17 protein-coding genes and 2 tRNA genes are annotated in these 20997 nt (G+C 59.2%); 7 read left to right on the top strand and 12 right to left on the bottom strand.

Annotated elements, in window-relative coordinates:
• Positions 1-85: 85 nt before the first annotated feature.
• Positions 86-1243: a hypothetical protein gene (locus EGO55_RS12070; protein ID WP_021690154.1), complete on the bottom strand. Its 1158-nt coding sequence runs from the start codon at positions 1241-1243 to the stop codon at positions 86-88.
• Positions 1244-1404: 161 nt separating this feature from the next.
• On the opposite strand from EGO55_RS12070, the gene EGO55_RS12075 reads away from it, so the two are divergent.
• Positions 1405-2490, top strand: coding sequence for a fatty acid desaturase family protein (locus EGO55_RS12075; protein ID WP_040715633.1), 1086 nt, complete (start codon positions 1405-1407; stop codon positions 2488-2490).
• Positions 2491-2530: 40 nt separating this feature from the next.
• Here EGO55_RS12075 and EGO55_RS12080 read toward each other — a convergent pair whose 3' ends face one another.
• The 6 genes from EGO55_RS12080 to EGO55_RS12105 all read right to left on the bottom strand — a co-directional run bounded on the left by EGO55_RS12080 (position 2531) and on the right by EGO55_RS12105 (position 8903).
• Complete coding sequence (locus EGO55_RS12080) at positions 2531-2830, bottom strand: hypothetical protein (protein WP_021690156.1); 300 nt, start codon at positions 2828-2830, stop codon at positions 2531-2533.
• 68 nt (positions 2831-2898) lie between these two features.
• Positions 2899-3996, bottom strand: coding sequence for an LPS export ABC transporter permease LptG (gene lptG, locus EGO55_RS12085; protein WP_021690157.1), 1098 nt, complete (start codon positions 3994-3996; stop codon positions 2899-2901).
• A complete protein-coding gene (lptF, locus tag EGO55_RS12090) occupies positions 3986-5212 on the bottom strand; it encodes an LPS export ABC transporter permease LptF (RefSeq protein ID WP_021690158.1) in 1227 nt (408 codons plus the stop codon). The genes lptG and lptF overlap by 11 nt, the downstream gene beginning before the upstream one ends.
• A gap of 151 nt (positions 5213-5363) precedes the next feature.
• A complete protein-coding gene (clpS, locus tag EGO55_RS12095; protein ID WP_021690159.1) occupies positions 5364-5741 on the bottom strand; it encodes an ATP-dependent Clp protease adapter ClpS in 378 nt (125 codons plus the stop codon).
• Positions 5742-5978: 237 nt separating this feature from the next.
• Positions 5979-6914 (bottom strand): phasin family protein, encoded by a 936-nt coding sequence (locus EGO55_RS12100; RefSeq protein ID WP_021690160.1) that lies wholly within the window; start codon positions 6912-6914, stop codon positions 5979-5981.
• 117 nt (positions 6915-7031) lie between these two features.
• Positions 7032-8903, bottom strand: a complete 1872-nt coding sequence (locus tag EGO55_RS12105) for a PHA/PHB synthase family protein (RefSeq protein WP_021690161.1) — start codon at positions 8901-8903, stop codon at positions 7032-7034.
• A gap of 163 nt (positions 8904-9066) precedes the next feature.
• On the opposite strand from EGO55_RS12105, the gene EGO55_RS12110 reads away from it, so the two are divergent.
• Both EGO55_RS12110 and EGO55_RS12115 read left to right on the top strand, forming a co-directional pair.
• Positions 9067-10266: an LL-diaminopimelate aminotransferase gene (locus EGO55_RS12110; RefSeq protein WP_021690162.1), complete on the top strand. Its 1200-nt coding sequence runs from the start codon at positions 9067-9069 to the stop codon at positions 10264-10266.
• A gap of 113 nt (positions 10267-10379) precedes the next feature.
• Positions 10380-10453: transfer RNA gene (locus tag EGO55_RS12115), tRNA-Cys, on the top strand.
• 51 nt (positions 10454-10504) lie between these two features.
• Here the strand turns inward: EGO55_RS12115 and EGO55_RS12120 are convergent.
• The 5 genes from EGO55_RS12120 to EGO55_RS12140 all read right to left on the bottom strand — a co-directional run bounded on the left by EGO55_RS12120 (position 10505) and on the right by EGO55_RS12140 (position 16422).
• Entirely contained in the window at positions 10505-10687 is a 183-nt protein-coding gene (locus EGO55_RS12120) for a hypothetical protein (protein WP_021690163.1), read from the bottom strand.
• A gap of 134 nt (positions 10688-10821) precedes the next feature.
• Entirely contained in the window at positions 10822-11679 is an 858-nt protein-coding gene (locus EGO55_RS12125; protein WP_235694142.1) for a helix-turn-helix transcriptional regulator, read from the bottom strand.
• A gap of 78 nt (positions 11680-11757) precedes the next feature.
• Positions 11758-12846 carry a DUF1214 domain-containing protein gene (locus EGO55_RS12130; RefSeq protein ID WP_021690165.1) on the bottom strand — a complete coding sequence of 363 codons (1089 nt, stop codon included), beginning with the start codon at positions 12844-12846 and terminating at the stop codon, positions 11758-11760.
• 191 nt (positions 12847-13037) lie between these two features.
• Positions 13038-15347, bottom strand: coding sequence for a TonB-dependent receptor (locus EGO55_RS12135; RefSeq protein WP_040715638.1), 2310 nt, complete (start codon positions 15345-15347; stop codon positions 13038-13040).
• Positions 15348-15492: 145 nt separating this feature from the next.
• Positions 15493-16422 carry a 1-phosphofructokinase family hexose kinase gene (locus EGO55_RS12140; protein WP_021690167.1) on the bottom strand — a complete coding sequence of 310 codons (930 nt, stop codon included), beginning with the start codon at positions 16420-16422 and terminating at the stop codon, positions 15493-15495.
• Between the two features lie 227 nt (positions 16423-16649).
• On the opposite strand from EGO55_RS12140, the gene EGO55_RS12145 reads away from it, so the two are divergent.
• The 4 genes from EGO55_RS12145 (at position 16650) to EGO55_RS12160 (ending at position 20508) form a co-directional block, all read left to right on the top strand.
• A complete protein-coding gene (locus EGO55_RS12145; RefSeq protein WP_021690168.1) occupies positions 16650-17249 on the top strand; it encodes a murein L,D-transpeptidase catalytic domain family protein in 600 nt (199 codons plus the stop codon).
• Between the two features lie 117 nt (positions 17250-17366).
• Positions 17367-17442: transfer RNA gene (locus EGO55_RS12150), tRNA-Thr, on the top strand.
• A 409-nt stretch (positions 17443-17851) separates the two neighbouring features.
• Positions 17852-18283 (top strand): hypothetical protein, encoded by a 432-nt coding sequence (locus EGO55_RS12155; protein ID WP_021690169.1) that lies wholly within the window; start codon positions 17852-17854, stop codon positions 18281-18283.
• 29 nt (positions 18284-18312) lie between these two features.
• Entirely contained in the window at positions 18313-20508 is a 2196-nt protein-coding gene (locus EGO55_RS12160; protein WP_161566040.1) for an alkaline phosphatase family protein, read from the top strand.
• The last annotated feature ends 489 nt before the right edge of the window (positions 20509-20997 follow it).

Consider the following 20997-nt stretch of genomic DNA (forward strand, 5'->3'; position numbering starts at 1 on the left):
CGGTCGGTGATATGATCCCGAAAGACCTCCGCCCACCGGCGGAGGTCTTTTTATGTGCATCACGCCGGGTCGGTATTTCCCGGGATTACAGCGGTTTGCCGTATATCCGGTATTCGCGGTTCACCTTGCTCTGGATTGCGTCGGCGATGGCGACCATTCCCTGATTGTCTTCCAGAACCCAACCGATTTCGCCCCGTGTCGCGCCATAGTGGGCCACCGCCTGACGGCGAATGAATTCAATCATCATGAAAGCGAGCTGGCTGGCCATGCGCGAATTCTGGAGATCGCTGCGCACACCCATCAATGGGACGCGCATGGTGTCGGTGTGCGGATTGCGCAGCCATTTGAGAAGCTTGATCCATTTGAATGGCAGCAGCTTGCCCTCGAACCCGGCAATGACCTCGTTGATGTTCGACCAGGTCAGCATGAAAGCGACAGGTTCGCCATCCAGTTCCGCAATCATGTTCAGATCTTCGCGGATCAGGGGTTTCATTTTTTTGCCGGCGTATTTTGCCTCGCGCTCGGTGAAAGGCACGAAGCCCCAGTTCTTCGACCAGGCATCGTTGACCAGATTGATCACGATACCGGCTTCGCGCTTGAACTCTTTCAGTTCCACCTGCCGCACCCGAATGCGGCTGTTGCGTTCGCCAGAGGCGACAATGCGCTGGATCAGCGGCGGAAATTCCTTGGTGATGTCGAGTTCATAGGTCAGCAGGCTCTTGGCCTTGGTATAGCCTGCGGCTTCGATCCAGCCCTGGTAGAGCGGGGAATTGTGGCCCATCATCACCGTGGGCGGATGGTCGTGACCTTTCACCAGAAGGCCCGGTTCTTCCCACATCGAAAGGCTGATCGGGGCGCGGACCTGCGTCATTTTCATGCCGCGCAGCCAGTCTTCCGCCGTGGCGATCAATGCGCGTGCGACCGTTTCGTCGACGGCTTCGAACATGCCCCAGTAACCGGTGCCCGGCCCCATACCCTGTTCGACCGGCTGATCCAGTGCAAGATGATCGATATGCGCGGAAATGCGCCCGACGACCTCATCGCCGCGCCGCGCAAGGAACAGTTGCATGTCGGCATGATCATGGAAGGGGTTTTTACCCAGCGTGAGTATTTCTTTCACTTCCGCGCGCAAGGGGGGCACCCAGTTGGGATCATGCGCGTTCAGCCGATAGGCACAATCGATAAATGCCTTGAAATCGCGCTTGCTCTTTACCGGGGTAATGGTTGGCTCGGCTTGCGTCACAATAGCGCCCTTCTTGAGGAGGATGCCTGCACTGCGTATGCTCGCGGTGACTTGTCAAGCGGGGCGTCATCCCCATCTAGTCGCCCACGGACATGTTGATGCCACGATTGGCAGGCAAGAAGCGAGGAAAGCGGCCCGGATCGGGCCATTTCGGAACGACCATGACAGCCCATGAAACGATAGATGTTCCCGGTTCGCCGCATGCTGCCGCCCGTGGCTGGCATGCGGATATTCCTGATGACATGCCGATGCTGCGCTCCGCCGTGGATTTGACGCGGGATCTCGCCGAAGCCCGACCCGGCATCTATTGGCCCGACATGCTCGTTTCCGCGGCGATCGGTTACGGCAGTCTCGCGCTGGCGATCCTGACACAGCATATAGGGGTGGCGATCGCAGCCGGCGTGGTGGCGGCCATCGCGTTGTATCGCGCGCTGCTGTTCATCCATGAACTGACCCATATTCACAAGAATGCGCTGCCGGGGTTCCGTTTTGCATGGAACCTGCTGGTCGGCATTCCGATGCTGATCCCGTCACTGATGTATGAAGGGGTGCATACGCTGCACCATGCGCGAACCCGTTATGGCACGGCGGACGATCCGGAATACCTTTCGCTGGCACTGATGAAGCCGTGGTCCTTGCCGGTCTTTCTGTTGACCGCGGTGCTCCTGCCACCGGCCCTGCTGTTCCGTTTCGCGATCCTGACGCCGCTGGGTGTTCTGTTCCCACCCTTGCGCCGGTTTGTCTGGGAACGCTTCTCATCGCTGTCGATCAATCCCCAGTTCCGCCGCCGCCCGCCCGAAGGGGCCTTTCGCCGCATGGTGTTCTGGCAGGAATTGGGCGCCAGCGCCTGGGCGATCACCCTGCTTGGCAGTACCTATTTCCTGGGCTGGCGTCCCTTGCTGATCATCATGGCGGTGCAGGCGTTTGCCGCCGTGCTCAACCAGTTGCGGACGCTGGTGGCCCACCTATGGGAGAACGAGGGGGAGGCGATGACGGTGACCGCCCAGTATCTGGATTCGGTGAACGTACCGCCCCCGGCGTTTCTGGCACCGGTGTGGGCACCTGTTGGTCTGCGCTATCACGCCCTGCATCACCTGCTGCCGAGCATGCCGTACCATGCGCTGGGCGAGGCGCACCGTCGCCTGCATGCCCATCTCGGCGGGCAATCGACGTATGAACAGGCCAGTTATCCCGGCCTGTTCATGCTGCTGGGCCGCCTTGCACGTAACACCATGCGCAAGGACTGACGCGCCAAGCGCATCGCTGGAGCGGGTTTGCCTTTGACCTTTACGGGGTCGCGGCGGGCGCCTTGTCCGGCTGACCGGCGGTCGGTGCGCCAGTTGGCCCCGTTCCTGGCCCGGTTACCGGTGTTGCGGTTTCCGTGGTTGTGGGCGGCTGCGTGGTGACCGGTGTTTGCGGTAAAGTGACATCCACCCCGCCTTCCGGCTTTGCAGTCCACTCGTCGCTTTTCGGTACGGTCATGCCTTCCGATGTGCTGGCCGATGTACTGGCCTGTTCGCTGCTGCCGCAACTGGTCAGCATGCCAGCGCCAAGGATGATCAGCGCCATTCCGACAGATGTCTTCATTCACAATCTCCTCTGTGTAGAGCGAAGGTGATGAAGCATTCTATGCTCATGCAAAGAGGTTGAAAAGCTTACTCTTCGGTGCGGATAAGCACGGTCTCACCGACGAACAGGAACAGCAGGAACGGGGCCCATGCCGCCAGTAGTGGCGGGTAACCACCGAAATTGCCCATGGCGATGGCGGCGTTATCGACCACGAAATACGCGAAACCCAAGGCCATCCCGGTGACTGCGCGAAAGAACAATTGGCCGGAACGGGCAAGGCCAAATGCGGCCACCGCGCCCAGCAGCGGCATCAGCACTGCTGAAAGCGGACCGGAAAATTTGTGCCACCATGCGGCCTGCAATTCTCCGGTGTTCCGTCCCGACGCTTCGAGCCGGTCGATCGACTGGCGCAGTTGGACAACATTTTCGCCATCGGCATCGACCCCGGTCAACGCGACGCGTTGCGGGGTCAGTTGCGGGGCAACCACCAGCGGGGCAATGGGCTTTTCCGCTGCCGACTGGACATCGAATGACCGGGGGTTATCCAGCCGCCAGCCCGGCCCAACATATGTGGCGGACGGTGCGCGCACTTGCTGAAGAATGTTCCCATCCGCATTACGGCGATACCAGGTCACATCTTCCATGCGCATGGCCGCATCGCGCCCGGATAGCTGGACGGCCATGAGAATATTGTCGCCATCACGCAGATAGACGTTGGCCCGTACGTCCGATGTTTTGGGCATCGGCCCGTACTTCTGTTTTTCCCAGACGTTGAGCGTTGCCGTGGCACGGGTGACAACCCGTTCGTTGAAGGCAAAGCTGGCAATCGAGATAACCAGCGCGGTCAGCACCAGCGGCGCCAGAATCTGGTGGGCGGACATGCCCGCCGCCTTCATCGAAATCACTTCGCTGTTCTGGTTGAGCGTGGCGAGTGTAATGATGGTCGCCAGCAGGACGGAATAAGGCAGAAACCGCGCAATCAACTGCGGAATGCGCAGGCTGACATAAGTCCAGAGCTGCGCTTCGCCGTTTCCGGGATAGCCCAGAATATTGCCGCTTTCGCTGAGCAGATCGAGCATTTGCAGGATCAGAACCAGCATCACCAGAACCGCGAGAATGCGGGTGATGAACAGGCGCGCGAGATAAACCGTGAGGGATCGCGAGGGAAAGAAATCAAGCCGCATGCGCTGCCTTTCGGGCTGCCAGTGTTGCCCGATGCTGACGCGAGAAACGCTTCAGGTAGCTGGCGATCTTGGCATAGACTGCCTCCAGCGCCCCGATGGCCTGACCGCCCGGCACGAATGCGACGCGATAATACATCCACAGGATCAGGGCCGCGAACAGGAAGAACGGCCCCCACAGGGCAATGAACGGATGGATGAGCCCAAGCGCGGCCACATCGGCCCCGTACTGGTTCACCTTGTGGTAGGCGACCACCAGCACGATCGATACGAACACGCCCAACGCCGATGTCGATCGCTTGGGCGGTACGGCCAGCGCAACCGCCAGCAGGGGCAGCAGCAGCATCATCACCACTTCGACCAGCCGATAATTGAGGCTGGCGAGACTTTGTATGCGTTTGTCTTCGGGCAGTTGATCGTTCCAGCCGATGCGGAGCAGTTCGGGCAGGACATATTCCCGTTCTTTCTGCCCGCGTTCGCGGAACTGTTCGATCTTTGGCAGATCGATCGGCAGATCGTGCGTGCTGAAGCTGAGCACGCGCGGCGAGGATTTGCCGGTATCCTGTATCAGCGTGCCGTCGACGAGTTGCAGGATGATCGTGTCGCGGCTGTCGGCCGTGGCCAGAAACCGGCCTTCGCGGGCGGAAATCGAAAGCACCTGGCCCTTGTCGTCGGCAATCCGCGCAAAGACGCCGATCAGATGTGTGCCATTGTCTTCACTGCGTTCGATACGCAGCGCCATCCGATCCTTGAGTGTGGTGAATTCGCCCACCTTGATCGATGCGCCCAGTGCCCCTGAACGCAGCTGGAACTGCATCTGTTCATAGTAGTAGCGCGACAGCGGCTGGAGGTACCCGACAATCAGCAGGTTCACCACCGCCAGCACGAGCGTGAGAAGATAAGGCACCCTGAGCAGCCGGTTATAGCTCATGCCCACCGCGCGCAGCACATCGAGTTCGCTGCTGACCGCCAGTTTGCGGAACGCCAGCAGGATACCGAGCATCAGGCCTAGGGGAATGGCGAGACTGGCATATTCGGGCAGGAGATTCGCCAGCATCTTGAATACAACGCCGACGGGGCCGCCTTCCACGGCGACGAAATCAAACAGCCGGAGCATCTTGTCGAGCACCAGCAGCGATGCGGCGATCACAAATACCGAAATCATCGGCACCAGCGTTGCCTTGAAGATATAACGGTCGATGGCAGTAAAGAATTTCAAGCGATTGACCGTGATTGCCCGCGCGTATGGAAAGGGTTCCGGAGGGCTATAGCGCGCAATGCGATCAAGGTCATGCGCGTTTTGAAAGGGATGGTCGCGTGATCAGCCCATGCAGCCGCAATCGGCAGGCGCGATCAACCGGCACCGCGCTTCAGGCTTTTTCCAGCGTACATTGCAGGGGATGCTGATTCTGGCGCGCGAAATCCATCACCTGATTAACCTTGGTTTCCGCGATTTCGTACGGAAAGATGCCGCAAACGCCCACGCCCTTTTGGTGGACGTGGAGCATAACCCGGGTCGCCTGTTCCAGATCCATATGGAAGAAACGCTTCAACACCATCACGACGAATTCCATCGGCGTGTAATCGTCGTTGAGCATTAAAACTTTGAACTGGCTTGGTTTTTTTGGTTTGGCGCGGGTCTTGGTGGCAATACCGACCTGGCCTTCACCCTCATGCGACGTGTCCTTTTCGCCAGCGCGAATGCGCAGACCGGAAACAGCAGCGGGGAAGGCGTGAGATGTTGTCATTGTGGGAGAATATCGCATCGCAATGGCCGACCGCAAGGTCGATGCCGCAAAAAGCTTGCTTCGGGCATGATACGCGCGGGCTGCGCGGCAGGGAAACAGGCTGCACGGAGGGGGGAATCGGTGAACAGGACCTTGGCGGGGGCCCTGAACAGGAACGGGTCGGACAGTTGCACTGTCCGACCCGTCACTTGGCGCCGGTGAGGAGAGAGGAGAGGTCCCGGCGCTAAAAACTCAGGTTCAGGAAGCGGCCTTCGAAACCTTGTCAACGATCAGGCTGACGCGGTTCGAGATCGGCGCGAACGCGTCGTTGCTCAGCTTCACGAACTTTTCGGTTTCCTTCGAACCGAAAGCGACAGCGGCGTCGAAATTGCGGCGCAGCAGTTCGCCCTGAAGCTGGAACAGCTCGGTCGGGGACTTCACAGCGGCGAGCTTTTTGAAATCGCCCGTGGCGGTTTCATAGGCGCTCTTGGTTTCGGCGACATAGTCCTGGCCGATGCCCTTGAAGCCACTGGCGAGGATCTTGCCCGATTCGACAACGGCTTCGACATTGCCCTTCGACAGATCGCCCAGTTCACCGGCGACTGCGGCGCTCTTCACGTAAGCGTCCTTGGCTTTGGTCTTTGCGGTATTCACAGCGCCTTCGATCAGCTTCGACAGATCGGCTTTCTTGCTGGCGGTAGACATGATCTTTTCCTTGAGTTGGGGAATGGTGAGAACGGGTTCAGCAGTTTTTGCAGTCTGTTTGGCAGGCTTGGTCTTGCTTGCCGGGGTAGCCTTCGCTTTGGTCACGACCTTTTTGGCCGGTGCGACCTTCTTGGCCGGTGCGACCTTTTTGGCTTCCGGCTTGGCGGTAACTGCCTTCTTGGCAGGCGCCGCCTTTTTGGCAGGAGCCTTGGCACTGGACTTCGCCACAACCGGCTTTGCCGGGGCAGCGGCCTTCGGTGCAGCCGGCGTCCGCGCGACCACAGGCTGTGCGGCCGGAGTCTGCGGGGCGGGCGTTGCCTTGACCGGTGCGGGCTTGTCTTCGACCCGCGGGATGGCGACGACGGGCGTCTCCACCTTCGCTTCGACCGCTACGGGCTTGGCGATTTCAGTAACCTTGGGGCCTGTTGCCACGGGGGCAAAGGGTTTGTTGGCCACTGTGTTGGCCTTGCTTTCGCTGTCGCTGGACATGCTTGCTCCTCGAACGTCATCCCTGCACAGGGAGTCATGTTGCAGTGCACAAAATAGGCATCGCAAACCGAGAGTCAAGAAAATATTGTGCAGCGCACAAAAATGGGTGCCGCGTGGCTAGCGCGTCTTCACATAGCTGCCCGGGGCCGACTCGATCGTGTGATCGGTCTTGCCGCCGGGCTTGCGCTTCCCGCGTGCAGCCACGGTTTTCGGCCCCAGAGCGCGAATCCATTCGATCCAGTCCGGCCACCAGCTACCTGGATGCTCGGTCGCGCCTTCGATGAACTGGTCGATCGAAGCGCACGTCTTGTCGTTGATCCAGTACTGATATTTCGCTGCTGCGGGAGGATTGACCACCCCCGCGATATGGCCCGATCCGGCCAGCACGAATCGCATAGGGCCGCGCAAGTGGCGCGTCATGCGAAAAACGCTGTCGGGTGGTGAGATATGATCTTCCCGGCCTGCCTGGATATAGGCGGGCGTCGTGATCCGGGTGAGGTCGATCGGGGTGCCGTCCGCGCTGAGCGCGTCGGGCACCACCAGTTTGTTGTCGCGATAGAGATCGCGCAGATATTCCTTGTGCCAGCGGGCAGGCAGATTGGTGGTGTCGCTGTTCCAGAACAGGAGGTCGAAAGCCGGGTACTCCTCCCCCATCAGGTAGTTGTTGACCACGTAGTTCCAGATCAGTTCACGGCCGCGCAGCAGATTGAACGTGGCCGCGAGATAGCGCCCGTCGAGATAACCGTCTCCGCTCAGCTGTTCGACGAGCTTGAGCTGCACGTCGTCAACGAACAGGCGCAGGTCGCCTGCCTTCTCGAAGTCGACCTGTGCGGTGAAGAAAGTCGCGCTGGCAATCCTGGCATCTTCTTCACGGCGGGCGAGCACGGCCAGTGTCGCCGCCAGTGTGGTGCCGGCCACGCAGTAACCGATCGTGTGGACTGACGGCACTTTCAACCGCGTACGCACATGTTCGATCGCTTCGATCTGGGCGCGGATGTAATCGTCCTGTGTGAGGTCGGCCATAGAGGCATCTGCCGATTTCCACGACACCACGAACACGGTCAGCCCTTGTTCGACCGCCCAGCGGATGAAGCTTTTCTTCGGATTGAGGTCGAGAATGTAATAGCGATTGATCCACGGGGGGAAGATCAACAACGGGGTTTCCAGCACCTTGTCCGTAACCGGCGTGTACTGGATCAACTGGAACAACGGGGTCTGATAAACCACCTCACCCGGTGTCACCGCGACATTTTCGCCCAATGTGAAAGCGCCCGGTGTGGTGTGGGTCAATTGCCCGCGCTTCAGATCGGAAAGGAGATGCTGCAATCCCTTGACCAGATTGTCGCCCTTGGTTTCGAGGGTGCGTTCGAGCACGGCAGGGTTGGTCAGCGGGAAATTGGCCGGGCTCAAGGCCTCGATCAGGACGCGGGTGGCGAAACGCATCTGTTCGCGGCGATCGTCGGGCAGGCCTTCGATGGAATCGACCATCGCCTCCAGTTCTTCCGCGATCATCAGATAGGTCTGATGGACCAGCGCAAAGAAAGGTTGGCTGCGCCATTTTTCGTCAGCGAAGCGCCGGTCTTCCCGTGGGAGCCTGGGGCTATGCCCGGCCTCGGTCTCGCCGGGGCCGATTCCATACTGGTTCAGCAGCGATTCCCACAGCGCCAGACTGTCGGCCCAAAGCTTTTCCTGATGCTGGGGATCGGAGAGTGGCGATTGGTGGTAGAATTGCCCGGCCATGTTGAGCCACTTCGCCGGGTCAGCGAACGGATTGGGCGGCAACTGGGTGGCGACGCGCTGTTCCTGAAACTCCAGCCACAGCGCCTGCAGCTTGCGCGCCACGTCCATCCATTCGGCCATTTCACCGGGATTGGGCAATTTTTTGGCTGTTTCAGGCAGCATCTGGGTGAACCAGCGTTGTGTTGCTTCGCCTTGAAATGCGAGCATTTGATTGATCAGGGCGCCGAAATCATTCTGGTTGTCAGTCATGGGTCCGCTCTGCCTGTGCACGAATTTTCATGCAGCCTGTGCTGACATGTGGCAGGGGAGCCCCGCATGATGCAAGGCGAAACGCCATTTGCGCGGCGCAGTTTATCGCCTAGAGTCATGAAAGTCCGGCAATCCCGCCGGCGCAACTGGAATCCTTAAGGTCATGGAAGACGAGTTTTACCGCATCAAGCGCTTGCCACCCTATGTCATCGCCGAAGTAAACGCGATGCGAGCGGCGGCGCGTCAGGCGGGACGCGACATCATCGACCTTGGCATGGGCAACCCGGATTTGCCGCCTCCGCAGCATGTCATCGACAAGCTTTGCGAAGTGGCGCAGAAACCGGATGCCCACGGCTATTCCGCGTCGTCGGGTATCCCCGGTATTCGCCGGGCGCAGGCCAATTACTATGGCCGCCGGTTTGGCGTCGATCTCGATCCCGAAACCGAGGTGGTGATGACCATGGGGTCGAAAGAAGGGCTGGCCAGCCTGGCAACAGCGATCACCGCACCGGGCGATGTGGTGCTGGCGCCGAACCCCAGCTACCCCATTCACACCTTCGGCTTCATCATTGCCGGGGCGACGATCCGTTCCGTGCCGACCACGCCCGATGAACGCTATTGGGAATCGCTGGAACGGGCGATGGCCTTCACCGTGCCGCGTCCTTCGGTGCTGATTGTGAACTATCCCTCCAATCCAACGGCCGAGACCGTCGATCTGGCGTTCTACGAACGGCTGGTGGCATGGGCGAAGGAAAACAAGGTCTGGATTCTGTCCGACCTCGCCTATTCGGAGCTTTATTTTGACGGCAACCCGACCCGTTCGATTCTCGAAGTGCCGGGTGCCAAGGATGTGGCTGTGGAATTCACATCCATGTCCAAGACCTTTTCCATGGCTGGGTGGCGCGTCGGTTTCGCGGTCGGCAATGCCAAGCTGATCGCCGCGCTGAAGCGGGTGAAGAGCTATCTCGATTACGGCGCGTTCACGCCGATTCAGGCAGCGGCCTGCGCGGCGCTGAACGGCCCGCAGGATATCGTGGAGAAGAACCGCACGCTTTATCAGAAACGGCGCGATGTCATGGTCGAGGCGTTCGCCCGTGCAGGGTGGGATATTCCACCACCCAAGGCGTCGATGTTCGCGTGGGCACCGTTGCCGCCGGCACTGAAGCATATGGGCAGCCTCGAATTTTCGAAGCAGTTGCTTACCCATGCGGAAGTCGCGGTGGCGCCGGGCGTCGGTTATGGGGAAGACGGTGAAGGTTACGTCCGGATCGCCATGGTCGAGAACGAACAACGCCTGCGCCAAGCCGCGCGCAATGTGAAGCGCTATCTCCAGTCGATGGGCGTGAACACGTCCGCCGCATAATGCCATTGCCGGTGCGCGGAATATCCCCGCACCGGCAACATTTTCGGGAAAGCGGATTGCACTCGGGCCAACCTTCGGCTAGTGGCCCGCTTCCCACGCAATTCTGCGCCTGAGGCCCGATGGCGGAGTGGTGACGCAGCGGATTGCAAATCCGTATACGCCGGTTCGATTCCGGCTCGGGCCTCCACCACCACAGATTTTGGTATCCTGTGCCCTGTCGCGACGCGGCGGGCCCGTCTCAGCCCTGCTGCTGGCTCTGTTGTTGCTGGCGAACGCGCCGCATGGCGTCATCCGCGCAATATTCACCATGTTGCTGCTGGCGTTCGCTGGCGTGGATGACGGGCCGCAGAGCAGCCTGACGCAGCATCGATTCCTGGCGTTGGCGTTGCTCCGCGCGGAGCATGTCGCGGTCTTGCTCCATGATGCTCCCTTTCGGAAAGGCCCATACGGGTCCATCGCATATATACCTGTAACGGGCTTTTGTTCCCTGTCCTGCGCCGGGGTGGGGGCGTTTGGCGGCCAGTGGAAGGCCGTAGGAGCGGATAGGGGAGAGCGTTAGTGGCGGCCGCGCTGAAACTGGCGATAGGCGGTGGGAGTGAGGCCCGTCAGACGACGGAACGCGGTGGTAAAGCCCGCAGAACGGGCAAACCGCAGTTCGCGCGCGATATCGGATATCGAAAGGCTTTCATCCTGTAACAGCATGCGCGCGCGATCGGCCCTGACCGAGGCGATATAATCTGCCAGCGAACGGTCCGTGCTCTGTCGGAAGGCGCGCATCAGATGGCGGGCGCTGATGCCGCACAGCGTGGCGAGATCGGCAATCCGGCAATCCCAGTTGCCTTCTCTGAGATGATCGTCAATCCGGCGAAGCTGCCACGGCGCCAGCCCACCGGTCCGTGCGGCGTGCCGATTGTCTTGCAGGTAATTGGCCAGTTCGCCCGACAGATAGATGCCCAGACCTTCGATAATGGTTTCCGAAGCGAAGCCCGGCGACAGCAATTCGGAAACCATGCGCAGCAGCGCGGTGCGAACCGACACGTTCTGCACGTTGAGGCAGCGATCGAGCCGTGCATGGGCCTCGATCTCGCCCATTTCGCCACGCAGCGGCAGTGTGCAGTTCAGCAGGCGGCGGGCGGGCACATCATCCGCGCGAATGCGGATTTGCGTGCGTGGCGGGATCAGCACGACATTGCCCAGCGAAACCTGCATTTCCGTTTTGCTGCTGCCAAGAAAGCATCCGCGCGACGGGTTGTTCTGTGGGGACACCAGAAAACTCAGCGAAGGCCTGTCCCGCAAGTGGGTTCGGTCGATACTGTCCGCGGCGGGGTGATCGGCAAGCACGGCTTCGGTTTCCCCGGCGCGCAGTTCGCCGAGAATCTTCCAGCCATATTGTGCCAGACCTGCCGTTTCCATGATCAGCAAAATAGCGCCCCGATGCGCCCCTATGCAAGTGGCCTCGCATAAGGGGTGTCTCAGATGGCGCAGAGCGCCTTACAGCTTCACAATCCGGCACTGCGGGACGGGATGGTCGTCCGCCTCGATCCAGCGCCACAGACCGGTTCCCTGGCGATGCCCCGCAAGGTCGATCCAGTTGCCAAAGCCGGGATCGGCATCGGCACAGACCAGCACGATGCTCCCATCGGCTTCATATGTGGCCTGCGAATTGTTGATCCACACTTTCTGGTGCACGTGGTCGAGCGATTCCATCCACCAGTTGTCGATCTGGAAATTCCACATTCGGCAATTTTTCGGCGGCATGACCTCGAGCACCAGCGCTTCGCCCGGGGCGAGGTCGTAATAGATATGGCCATACCAGATCTTGGGATCGCCGCCCCCGCGATAAAACACCGTCTGATCCGCATCGTAGATGCGGTTGGGTTGGCTCTTGAACCATTCCGACCAATCCGCGAAAGTATTGGCGGTACCGCGCACCCATGCGGCCGATCCCTGCAATTGCTGGGTGATCGCATCGGCGGTCAGCAGAGCGGGCACAGCCGGGCCTTGGCCAATCCGTTCGATATGCATCTCCGCCGGGATTTGCGTTTTCTTGTTGTCGAACGTCTGGCGGATGATCAGGAAGGTTGTGTCTTCGGCCATCGGCAACCAGTTGCCCGGATGCTGTTTTGCGCTGACGATGATTTCAAACGTACCATCCGGTGCCAGTGCGACATCGGCAAATTCGATCTCGCCGGTGGAGGTCATGGTTCCGTCGATGGCGTACCGGTTCGCCTTGGTCCCGATGCTGAGATAGGGAACGGTGCCGCGTGTGCCCCAGATGCGATATTCGCGGTCACCGCGCACTACGGCCTGTTGATAGATGTTATCGGGGTTGTCCGCGCCAATCTTGATCTTGTCGTCTGTCAGCTGAAAAATCCGCGGGAAGTCGGGATCGCCGGAATCGACCAGCATGTTGAGCGCGGTGCGCGTCAACCGGCTGAGATAGCGCAGCCCTTCGGCCTGATCGAACGCGGTATCGGGTGCATCGGGCCGGTCGAGCACGTCCCCGGCTTCGGCCAACTGGGCGCAAAAATCGCGCCATACGTGGGAAAGTCCGTTCTGTTTACCGGCTGTATCGGCCATGGCCTGTCCTCTCGCTTATCTGTCGCAGCCTGTTTTGGGAAAGCGATGCCGGAAAGCAAGCAAGGGTGCGGTGTTTGTGGCGCGCTTACGAAATCCTGGCGCGAAAATCTGGCGTCTGATTCCGCCGCGCTGTTGCACAGGCTACCCGGCGGGAACGGAGATGTCCCCGCCGGGTGCCGATAATCGCAGGCTCAGTAAGCTGCGGTAACGGTCAGTCCGAACCGCCGGTCCGGGCCCCATGTCCGGGTGGCGAAGCCCAGTGCCCCGAAATCGACGGCGCTGATCCGGCGCTTCTCGTTCAGGATGTTTTCGCCATAGGCCTGGATTGTCAGGTTCAGCTTTTCGCCCAGTTGCACATCCTTCAGCGTCAGGCGCGCGCTCAGTTCGTTCTGGGCCGAACGCCGGATATAAGGGTTGAATGGGCTTACCCGGTCGAGCGGGAAAGTGGGCGCGCTGCTCTTGTAGGAATAGTCCACCCGCAGCGACAGACTGGCGCTGTCCCACTGGGCGATGTCCCAGGCGCCGCCCACACGGGCTGTCCACTTCGAAACGTGCGCCAGATGCACCTCATCCGCCACATTGATCAGCTTGTCGTCGCTGGGATTGCGGTAAAGGTATGTCTTGTACTTCGGATGGACATAGCCAACCGAACCGTCGAGCGTCAGGAAATCGGCCAGAACCGCTGTCGCCTCGGCCTCGAACCCGGAGAACGTGACCTTGCCGGCATTGACCGTGCGCGTTCCGCCGCCGTTGCTGCCTGCGGTGAACTGGCTGATCTGCAGATCCTTGTAATCGGTGATGTAACCCGACAGGTTGATACGCAGCCGCCGGTCAAGCAGATCGGTCTTCAGGCCCGCTTCGTAGGATACGGCCTTTTCCGGATCATAGCCGTTGGGGTTGCCCCCGCCGCCTGCGTCGAACCCGCCAGCACGATAGGCCGTGGACACACGGGCATAGACCAGCAGTTCGGGTGAGAAGCGATAGGTAACCGATCCCAGCCAGCTGAGATTGTCCCAGCTGTTTTTGGCGAAGCCAGGGCGCAACGCCGCGCCGTTGAAGGCATTGGCCTGCGACAGTTCCTTCTTGTCATGCGTGAAGCGCAACCCGCCGGTGATTTCAAGACCGTCGACCGCCGACGGTTTCCACGAAACCTGGGTAAACGCGGCATAGGATCTGGCGCGCGTTTCGTAATCGCGCAGGCTGACCAGATTGGCGCCACGCAGATCGGTGGGCGACATCTGCACGACACTTGTAAAATGTTGCGTGGTGATGCTGCCATACTTCTGGTCGAAGTAGTAGAGACCGACGACATAGTCGAAATCGGAGATGGTGCCGGTCGCCTGAAGTTCGGTGGAAAACTGGCGATCGCGCGCCCGGGCCGGTTCGGGGTAATCGAACATATAGACCCGTCCAATGGACCCGTTAACCAGTCTGCCGAGCAGTTCGCCCTGGCCATCATTGTTGACCGCCTGGCTTTCCTTGAACCGGCGATAACCCGTAATCGATTTCAGGGTGAGGGCAGGGCTGACTTCGTATTCCATAGTCAGCGAAGTGCCCCAGATCGTCTGTTTGCCGCGCGGCTGATCGGCGATAGTCACGCGCTTGCGATAGTTGTTGTCGACGATCAGAGGGGCGCCACCAAGCGATTCGGACTGGGAAAAGTATTGATATTGCAGCGGGTTGATTGCTGTGAGCTGTTGCCAGATCGGCGCATTGCGAGCGGATGTAACATCGGCGCGCAGATCAAAGCTGAATGATGGGCTGACATCGCCATGAATGGCCAGAAAACCCGATTCGCTGTTGCGGGCGCCGGGGTCGGCGGTGTTCTTCTTCAAGGTATTTTTGACGTAGCCGTCCTGTTCTTCATGCGAATAGGCCAGCTTTGCGCTGATCCCGCTGTCGCCCCATTGCCCGGTATTGATCGTTGTGCGGCTTTTCAGCAGGTTGTCGCTGCCGATGGTCAGCTTCTCTTCCAGTCCGAAGGTATCGGACGGAGCCTTGGTGAAAATATTGATTGCGCCGCCCGTGGTGTTGCGCCCGAACAGGGTGCCCTGCGGCCCGCGCAGCACCTCGATGCGTTCAAGATCGACCATGTCGAACAGCAGCGCATTGGGCCGCGACATCAGGACGCCGTCGATATACATCGCGATCGGATAGTCGGAGACCCCGGTCGAATCCGAACCGCCGATGCCGCGAATGTTCGCCACAACGCCGCTGGTCGTGGGGCCTGCGGCCGTTTCTATGAACACCGATGGCGCGAGATTGTCGATATTGCCAATTGACGAGATATCGCGGTCGGCGATTTCTTCGGCCCCGATCCCGGTGATCGACAGCGGCACGTTCTGCAGGCTTTCCGCCTTCTTGCGTGCTGTCACGATAATATCGGTGACGCCTGTTGTTTCCGATGCACCCGGGGCGGCGGTGCCGTCCTGCGCGAATGCCGGTGTGGCAAGGGCAATCATCCCCGCGCACAAAAACAGCCCTGTCCTGATCTGCCTCATTACTGCCCTCTCCCTTGGCCGTGCTATCCGTTTGACGGAGTTCCTCCGGTCACGCCTAAGAGGTGGGCTTGTAAGTTCCAGATGCGACGGGTTATTTCCGTCATGACGGAAAATCTGAGGGTCAGCAGGGGCGATTATCCCAGGTTTAGATGGCCCCGACCTGGGGCAGCAGGCGCGCGATATCGGCAGGATGGGCAAGATCGGTTCCCGGAGTGAGCACTGCGGCAGAGCCCGCAGCGATACCGTGTCGAAACGCCTCTCCCCGCGAACGCCCGGTAGCCAGCGCATAGACCATACCCGCGACAAAGCAGTCACCAGCGCCGACCGCGCTCTGCGCCGTGATGGGCAGGGCTGGCAGGCGGATGGTGCCGTCACGGCTGGCCAGAAGTGCCCCTTCGTGGCCCATGGTCACGGCGATCAGTTCGGTTCCGGTTGTCTCCACCAGCGCCATCGCTGCATCGGCAATCGCCCCTTCCGTGTCGAGTGGCTGCCCGGTTAATTGGCGCAGTTCACCGAGACTTGGCTTGGCGAGGTAGATGTTGCCCCCGTTCAGGCCTGTACGCAGCGCTTCGCCGGAACTGTCGAGCACTACTCTGATTCCGCGTTCGGCGGCATTGGCGGCCAGCCGGGCATAGAAATCATCGGGTATGCCGGGGGCCAGAGAGCCGCTGGCGACAAGGAAATCGCATTGCGCCTCTGCCAGGCGATCGAGGCAGTCCTGCCATTCTTCCGGGCTGACTGTGGGGCCTGCCGGCACGACACGATATTCCTGCCCGCTTGCCCGGTCATAGAGCGACGCGCTGACCCGGGTGGGGCCTGCGATTGGAATACGGGTTTTGACGAGCCTGTGCAGATCGAGCAGGCCATCCAGCGCCACACCTGTTGCCCCACCGGACAGATAGTAACATCGCGCGTTTCCGCCCAGGCGCACGAAGACGCGGGCCACGTTGATACCGCCGCCACCGGGATCGTATTGCTCTTTCTGCGTGCGCATCTTGTGGGTCGGAAAAACCCGTTCGACTTCGTAGGCGGTGTCGATTGTCGGATTGAGAGTCAGTGTGGCAATATTCGGCATGCGCGCATCATCCTTTGGGACGCGGTATCAGACAAGCGGCATCGTGGGCATTATGAGATGCGATCATGCTCACGCGGTCTGGCGGGCGGGGTTACAGATGGTTCCCGGGGTGATGCACGGATCGTCGCAAATGAATCCCGGTTCGTGTGGTGCGCGGTAAGGGAATAGTTGTGATTCTGTTCTAGCATCCCTTACATTGTTTTTATGTCATTACGGGATCGTGGCAGATGAATATCAATCGGCGCCGTTTTATCGGCGCTTTTGTTGCCGGTTCAGCGGCGGTGTTATCGCCGCGTGCCTTTGCTCAGGTGAAGTCTGCCGATCGCCCTGATCTGCTTCCGCAGGCTATGGCCGCACTGGATACGCACGGGTTTCGTATCGCCAATCGCAATCTGGTGGGTCTGGTGGATTTTTCCGCCCCTTCGCGCGATGCGCGGTTTCATCTGGTGGATATCGCCAATGGGCGGGTGTCGACGTCGTTCCTGGTTGCGCATGGCAGCGGTTCGGATCCGGGCAACAGCGGGTGGGTACAGCGGTTTTCCAATCGTCCTGGCTCCAACGCCTCGTCCCATGGCAGCTACATGACCGGCAATTCCTATTACGGGCAACATGGCCGTTCGCGCCGGCTCGAAGGGCTTGATGCGGATAACAGCAATGCGTGGCAGCGGGCGATTGTGATTCACGGCGCGGACTATGTCAGTGGCCAGCTTGCCGAAACGCAGGGGCGGGTAGGGCGCAGCCAGGGCTGTTTTGCGGTGAGCCGCAGGGATATCGGTGATGTGCTGGACCGTCTGGGATCGGGATACCTACTCTACGCGGCCAAATAATCCGCGCTTTTGCATGGCTGAGGATGAGGCGGAGCAAAATTTTTTCCCCCGGTACTGGCATTGGGCACGAATACGGATTGCGATCCCCGCCGAAGGCAGATACAGGGCGCCCCGCGTGCCGCTTTAGCTCAGTTGGTAGAGCACATCATTCGTAATGATGGGGCCAGGTGTTCGAGTCACCTAAGCGGCACCACACTTTTCCCCTTATCTTCGGAAAACCAACAGAGAACACGCTTTCCCCTACGGGGCCGGTGCGGGTCATTGTGTGGGGCGCTTTGGGATTAGAATGGGGCGGAACCCACGTTAACCCACTTGGAATCGTATCGACGGCTGGTTGTTTGCTGTCATTACCTTTGGCGGAACAGGTAGCCCGAAGACCAGAGTCGACACGGCCCAGCGGATCAGAAATGTGTTCCCTGACCTCGTAACCTTGAAAAAGGCGAGAAGCAGCGTTGGGCTTTGACGGTCGAGCATTGGGCTGTCTTTAAACTTTGAGACAGGGACATGCTTCTGGCCATGGGATTGGTTTTATTGTATAAAAATCTTGGGATCGCTCCTGAGTCGCTCGCGTCGTAACGTAGTGGCTATTCGTGGGAGGTCTTATGATCGCCAGGACAATTCCCAATCCCCCATTACCTCTCGTGCTGCGTTCGGTCTCCGATATCGAGTTGATGCTTTCACGGGCTCGAGAGGTCCGTAATTTGCCCCGATCCGGTATCAAGATTAGCTTTGAGCTGCGAGAACAGGAAGCCAAGCGATTTGAGGACAGTGTAAGGGCTTTCGTCCTTGCGTGCGGCTGCGGTGAGGGGGCAGGCGCTGCATTACTCATTTGGCTGGCCGGAGGCTTCTATTGCTGGAGGCTCTGGTCACTCGGCGCTAACACGCTATCCGTTGCAGCAGGCGCTGCAACGGCTTTCGCGCTGGGCCTGATCGGTGCGTTCCTTGTTAAAATTATTGCCATCCGGGTTGCGCAGTGGCGCTTTCAAAGAGCGGCGCGCGCACTGCTCAAGGCAGTACGGGCGACTCCATCATGACTTGCCGTCAGTGGGTTGATGAAGGCCATATGGCCTGTGTCGATAGAACCGACGTCTGGTCGGCTAGCTGCGTGTCTTGGCGCGATAATGGTTATTCCAAATGCGACAGTTGGGCGGACGAAGGTAGCAACGAATGCTCCGAATGGAAGGACGAAGGCTACAATCAGTGCGATCGAGAAGAGGATCGCGGTTATAAGAACTGTTGCGATTGGTGGCCATGCAGTTGGGTCTGCAAAGCCTGGACATGGGTCTCTCATATTGTCTGCGTCGCCTGGCATTGGGTCGCTAACGTGGTTTGTCAGGCGTGGTACTGGGTGGCGAAATGGGTGTGCAAGGCTTGGTATTGGGTGGCCAATATCGTTTGTCAGGTGTGGGTTTTTATTGTGAAGGCCATATGCTTGGTCTGGTCGTGGATCGCCAAACTGGTTTGCGTGGCCTGGGATGGTGTGCGCTGTTTCTTCAACGGCATCTTCCGATCGCCGAGGCGGAATCGAAGCCCTGTCAAGCACGTCTTCGTTCTAATAATGGAGAATCGTTCCTTCGATCATATGCTCGGCCATTCCAGCATTCGCGGGCCGGAGGCGGGAATTGGTGATGGCATCTCCGATCCCGGGATCGAGCGACCGGTCAATGGCGTGTTCGATGCCAATGGCATGAACAAAGGCTTTTCCAACGACTTTGAGGATGGCGGGTCGACCACGACAATCGCCTTCGATCGTGAAGCAAAGTTCAAACTGGATGACCCGCCAGACTATGATCCGCCGCACGAATTTTCGAACGCAATTCTCGCACTGTTTGGAACTAGCTATAAGCGCGATTCCAACGGCATGAGTGACCTTGATCCGCCCACCAACTGTGGTTTTCTTACCAATTATGCTCGAGGCAACGACAAAGGCAAACCTCAGAACCTAGAGCAGGCAATGCGTGGTTATTCCGAAGAGAGGACGCCAGTGTTGCATGCGCTGGCTCGAGAGTTCGCGTTGCTGGATCGTTGGCATTCCTCCCTTCCGGGCCCAACTTGGCCCAATCGGTTCTTCGCTCATGCGGCCAGTTCGGGCGGGCTCGATGACAGCCCCTCGTTAGGATCTGAGATCGGCAACATCGCCTTTGATGGCTATACATTTGCCAACGGCACCATCTTTGACAAACTTGAAGATTCTTGTCTCGAGTGGCGCGTCTTCGCAGGCGATCACTTTCCGGTCACCTTGGCGTTGAGCGGCATGACCATTGCCGATATCCAAGGGCGGATAAGCGATTATGATGATTTTGAGGAGGCGATTGCCGACGAAGATTATTCGCCCGCCTACACATTCATCGAACCTGATTACGGTGCCATATGGAGCGACTTCCATTGCGGCAATTCGCAACATCCAATGGACGATGTTACGAGAGGCGAGCATCTCATCAAATCAGTCTATGAAACGCTCCGTAAATCGCCTCATTGGAAGGATAGTCTGCTTCTTGCCACATATGACGAGCATGGCGGCTTCTTCGACCATGCTCCGCCGCCAAAAGCGCCCCCCCCTGGCGATGGGATTGCGGACGAAGACAACAACCACAATGATTTTGCCTTCGATTGGCTTGGCGTTCGCGTGCCTGCCATCGCCATCTCTCCCTTGATCGAGCGCAATCTTTTAGACGGCTCGATTTACGAACACAGCTCTATTCCGCGAACTGTCGAAGACATTTTCGGTCTGTCCAACCTTACGGAACGGGATAAGTGGGCAAACGGTCTCACGCATTTGATAACAAGAGCCACCGCGCGCGATGACACGCCAGAGCGCCTGCCGGAGCCTGCAAACTCGGGTTATAGCTGCGGCTTGTTCTGGGATGGCGACCAGGACGTCGCCAGTTCGGAAAGTAGCAGCGAGGCGCTGACAAAAGGCAGGGATGGACGACGGATCGACCATACCGTTGAGCCACAGTCGACGACAGTGGGTTTCTTGCAGATCGCATTGCTGCGGGCGTTGACCACCGCCAGAGGACGCGATCATGCACGCATCCGGCGCGAATATGCTATGATCAGGACTGAGGGCGGTGCACGTCATTTTATGGCCAAAACGGTGCGCATGATCATCCCGCAGGAACGCATCAATTCAGGTCGATCGCCTCTTGCACGCTTCTTTCTTTTGCCGCCCAAGCAACACTGGATTCCAACCCCACTTTCGCAATATCGCGATGCTGGAATTGGGCCGGGTCCGATGCCAGTGCCTTCAAAGATTTGAATGGCAGACTGCCTTTCGGTGATCTTCCTTTCCGTGAAAATCGTAACTTCGAAGCTGAGCGGGTTCGAAATTCAAGTGCGGCTTATGGCAATGGAGCGGAAGGGTTTCGAACTTCCGATATGGTTTGCCTGTAGAAACGAGCGATTTGCAAACTGGGACGAGATAAATATCGATCGTTCCCCGCTGCACGCCTTGCCCTGATCCAGCAGGTCGTCGTGTAGCTTGCGGTAGCCATAAACCTTACCGCTGTCGTTCCAGGCGTGTCTGCGCCACCGCATTGACCTTGTCTGAAAGAACCGAAATTTGAGGCCTGTCAGCTTCTCAGCCTTTGGGAAAGCCGAATGAATGCCATCCCAGACGGCTAAAGTGCGGTTCCTGATCGTGCCACCGGATTGGGATCACGCCTGTTCCTGGCTCTCCAACAAAATGCAGCGTGACGGGATGCGCCGACATTGCGGCCATTTTACAGCTCTCTTTGGAGTTCGCATG

It is taken from the genome of Caenibius tardaugens NBRC 16725 (assembly GCF_003860345.1).
GTDB lineage: Bacteria > Pseudomonadota > Alphaproteobacteria > Sphingomonadales > Sphingomonadaceae > Caenibius > Caenibius tardaugens.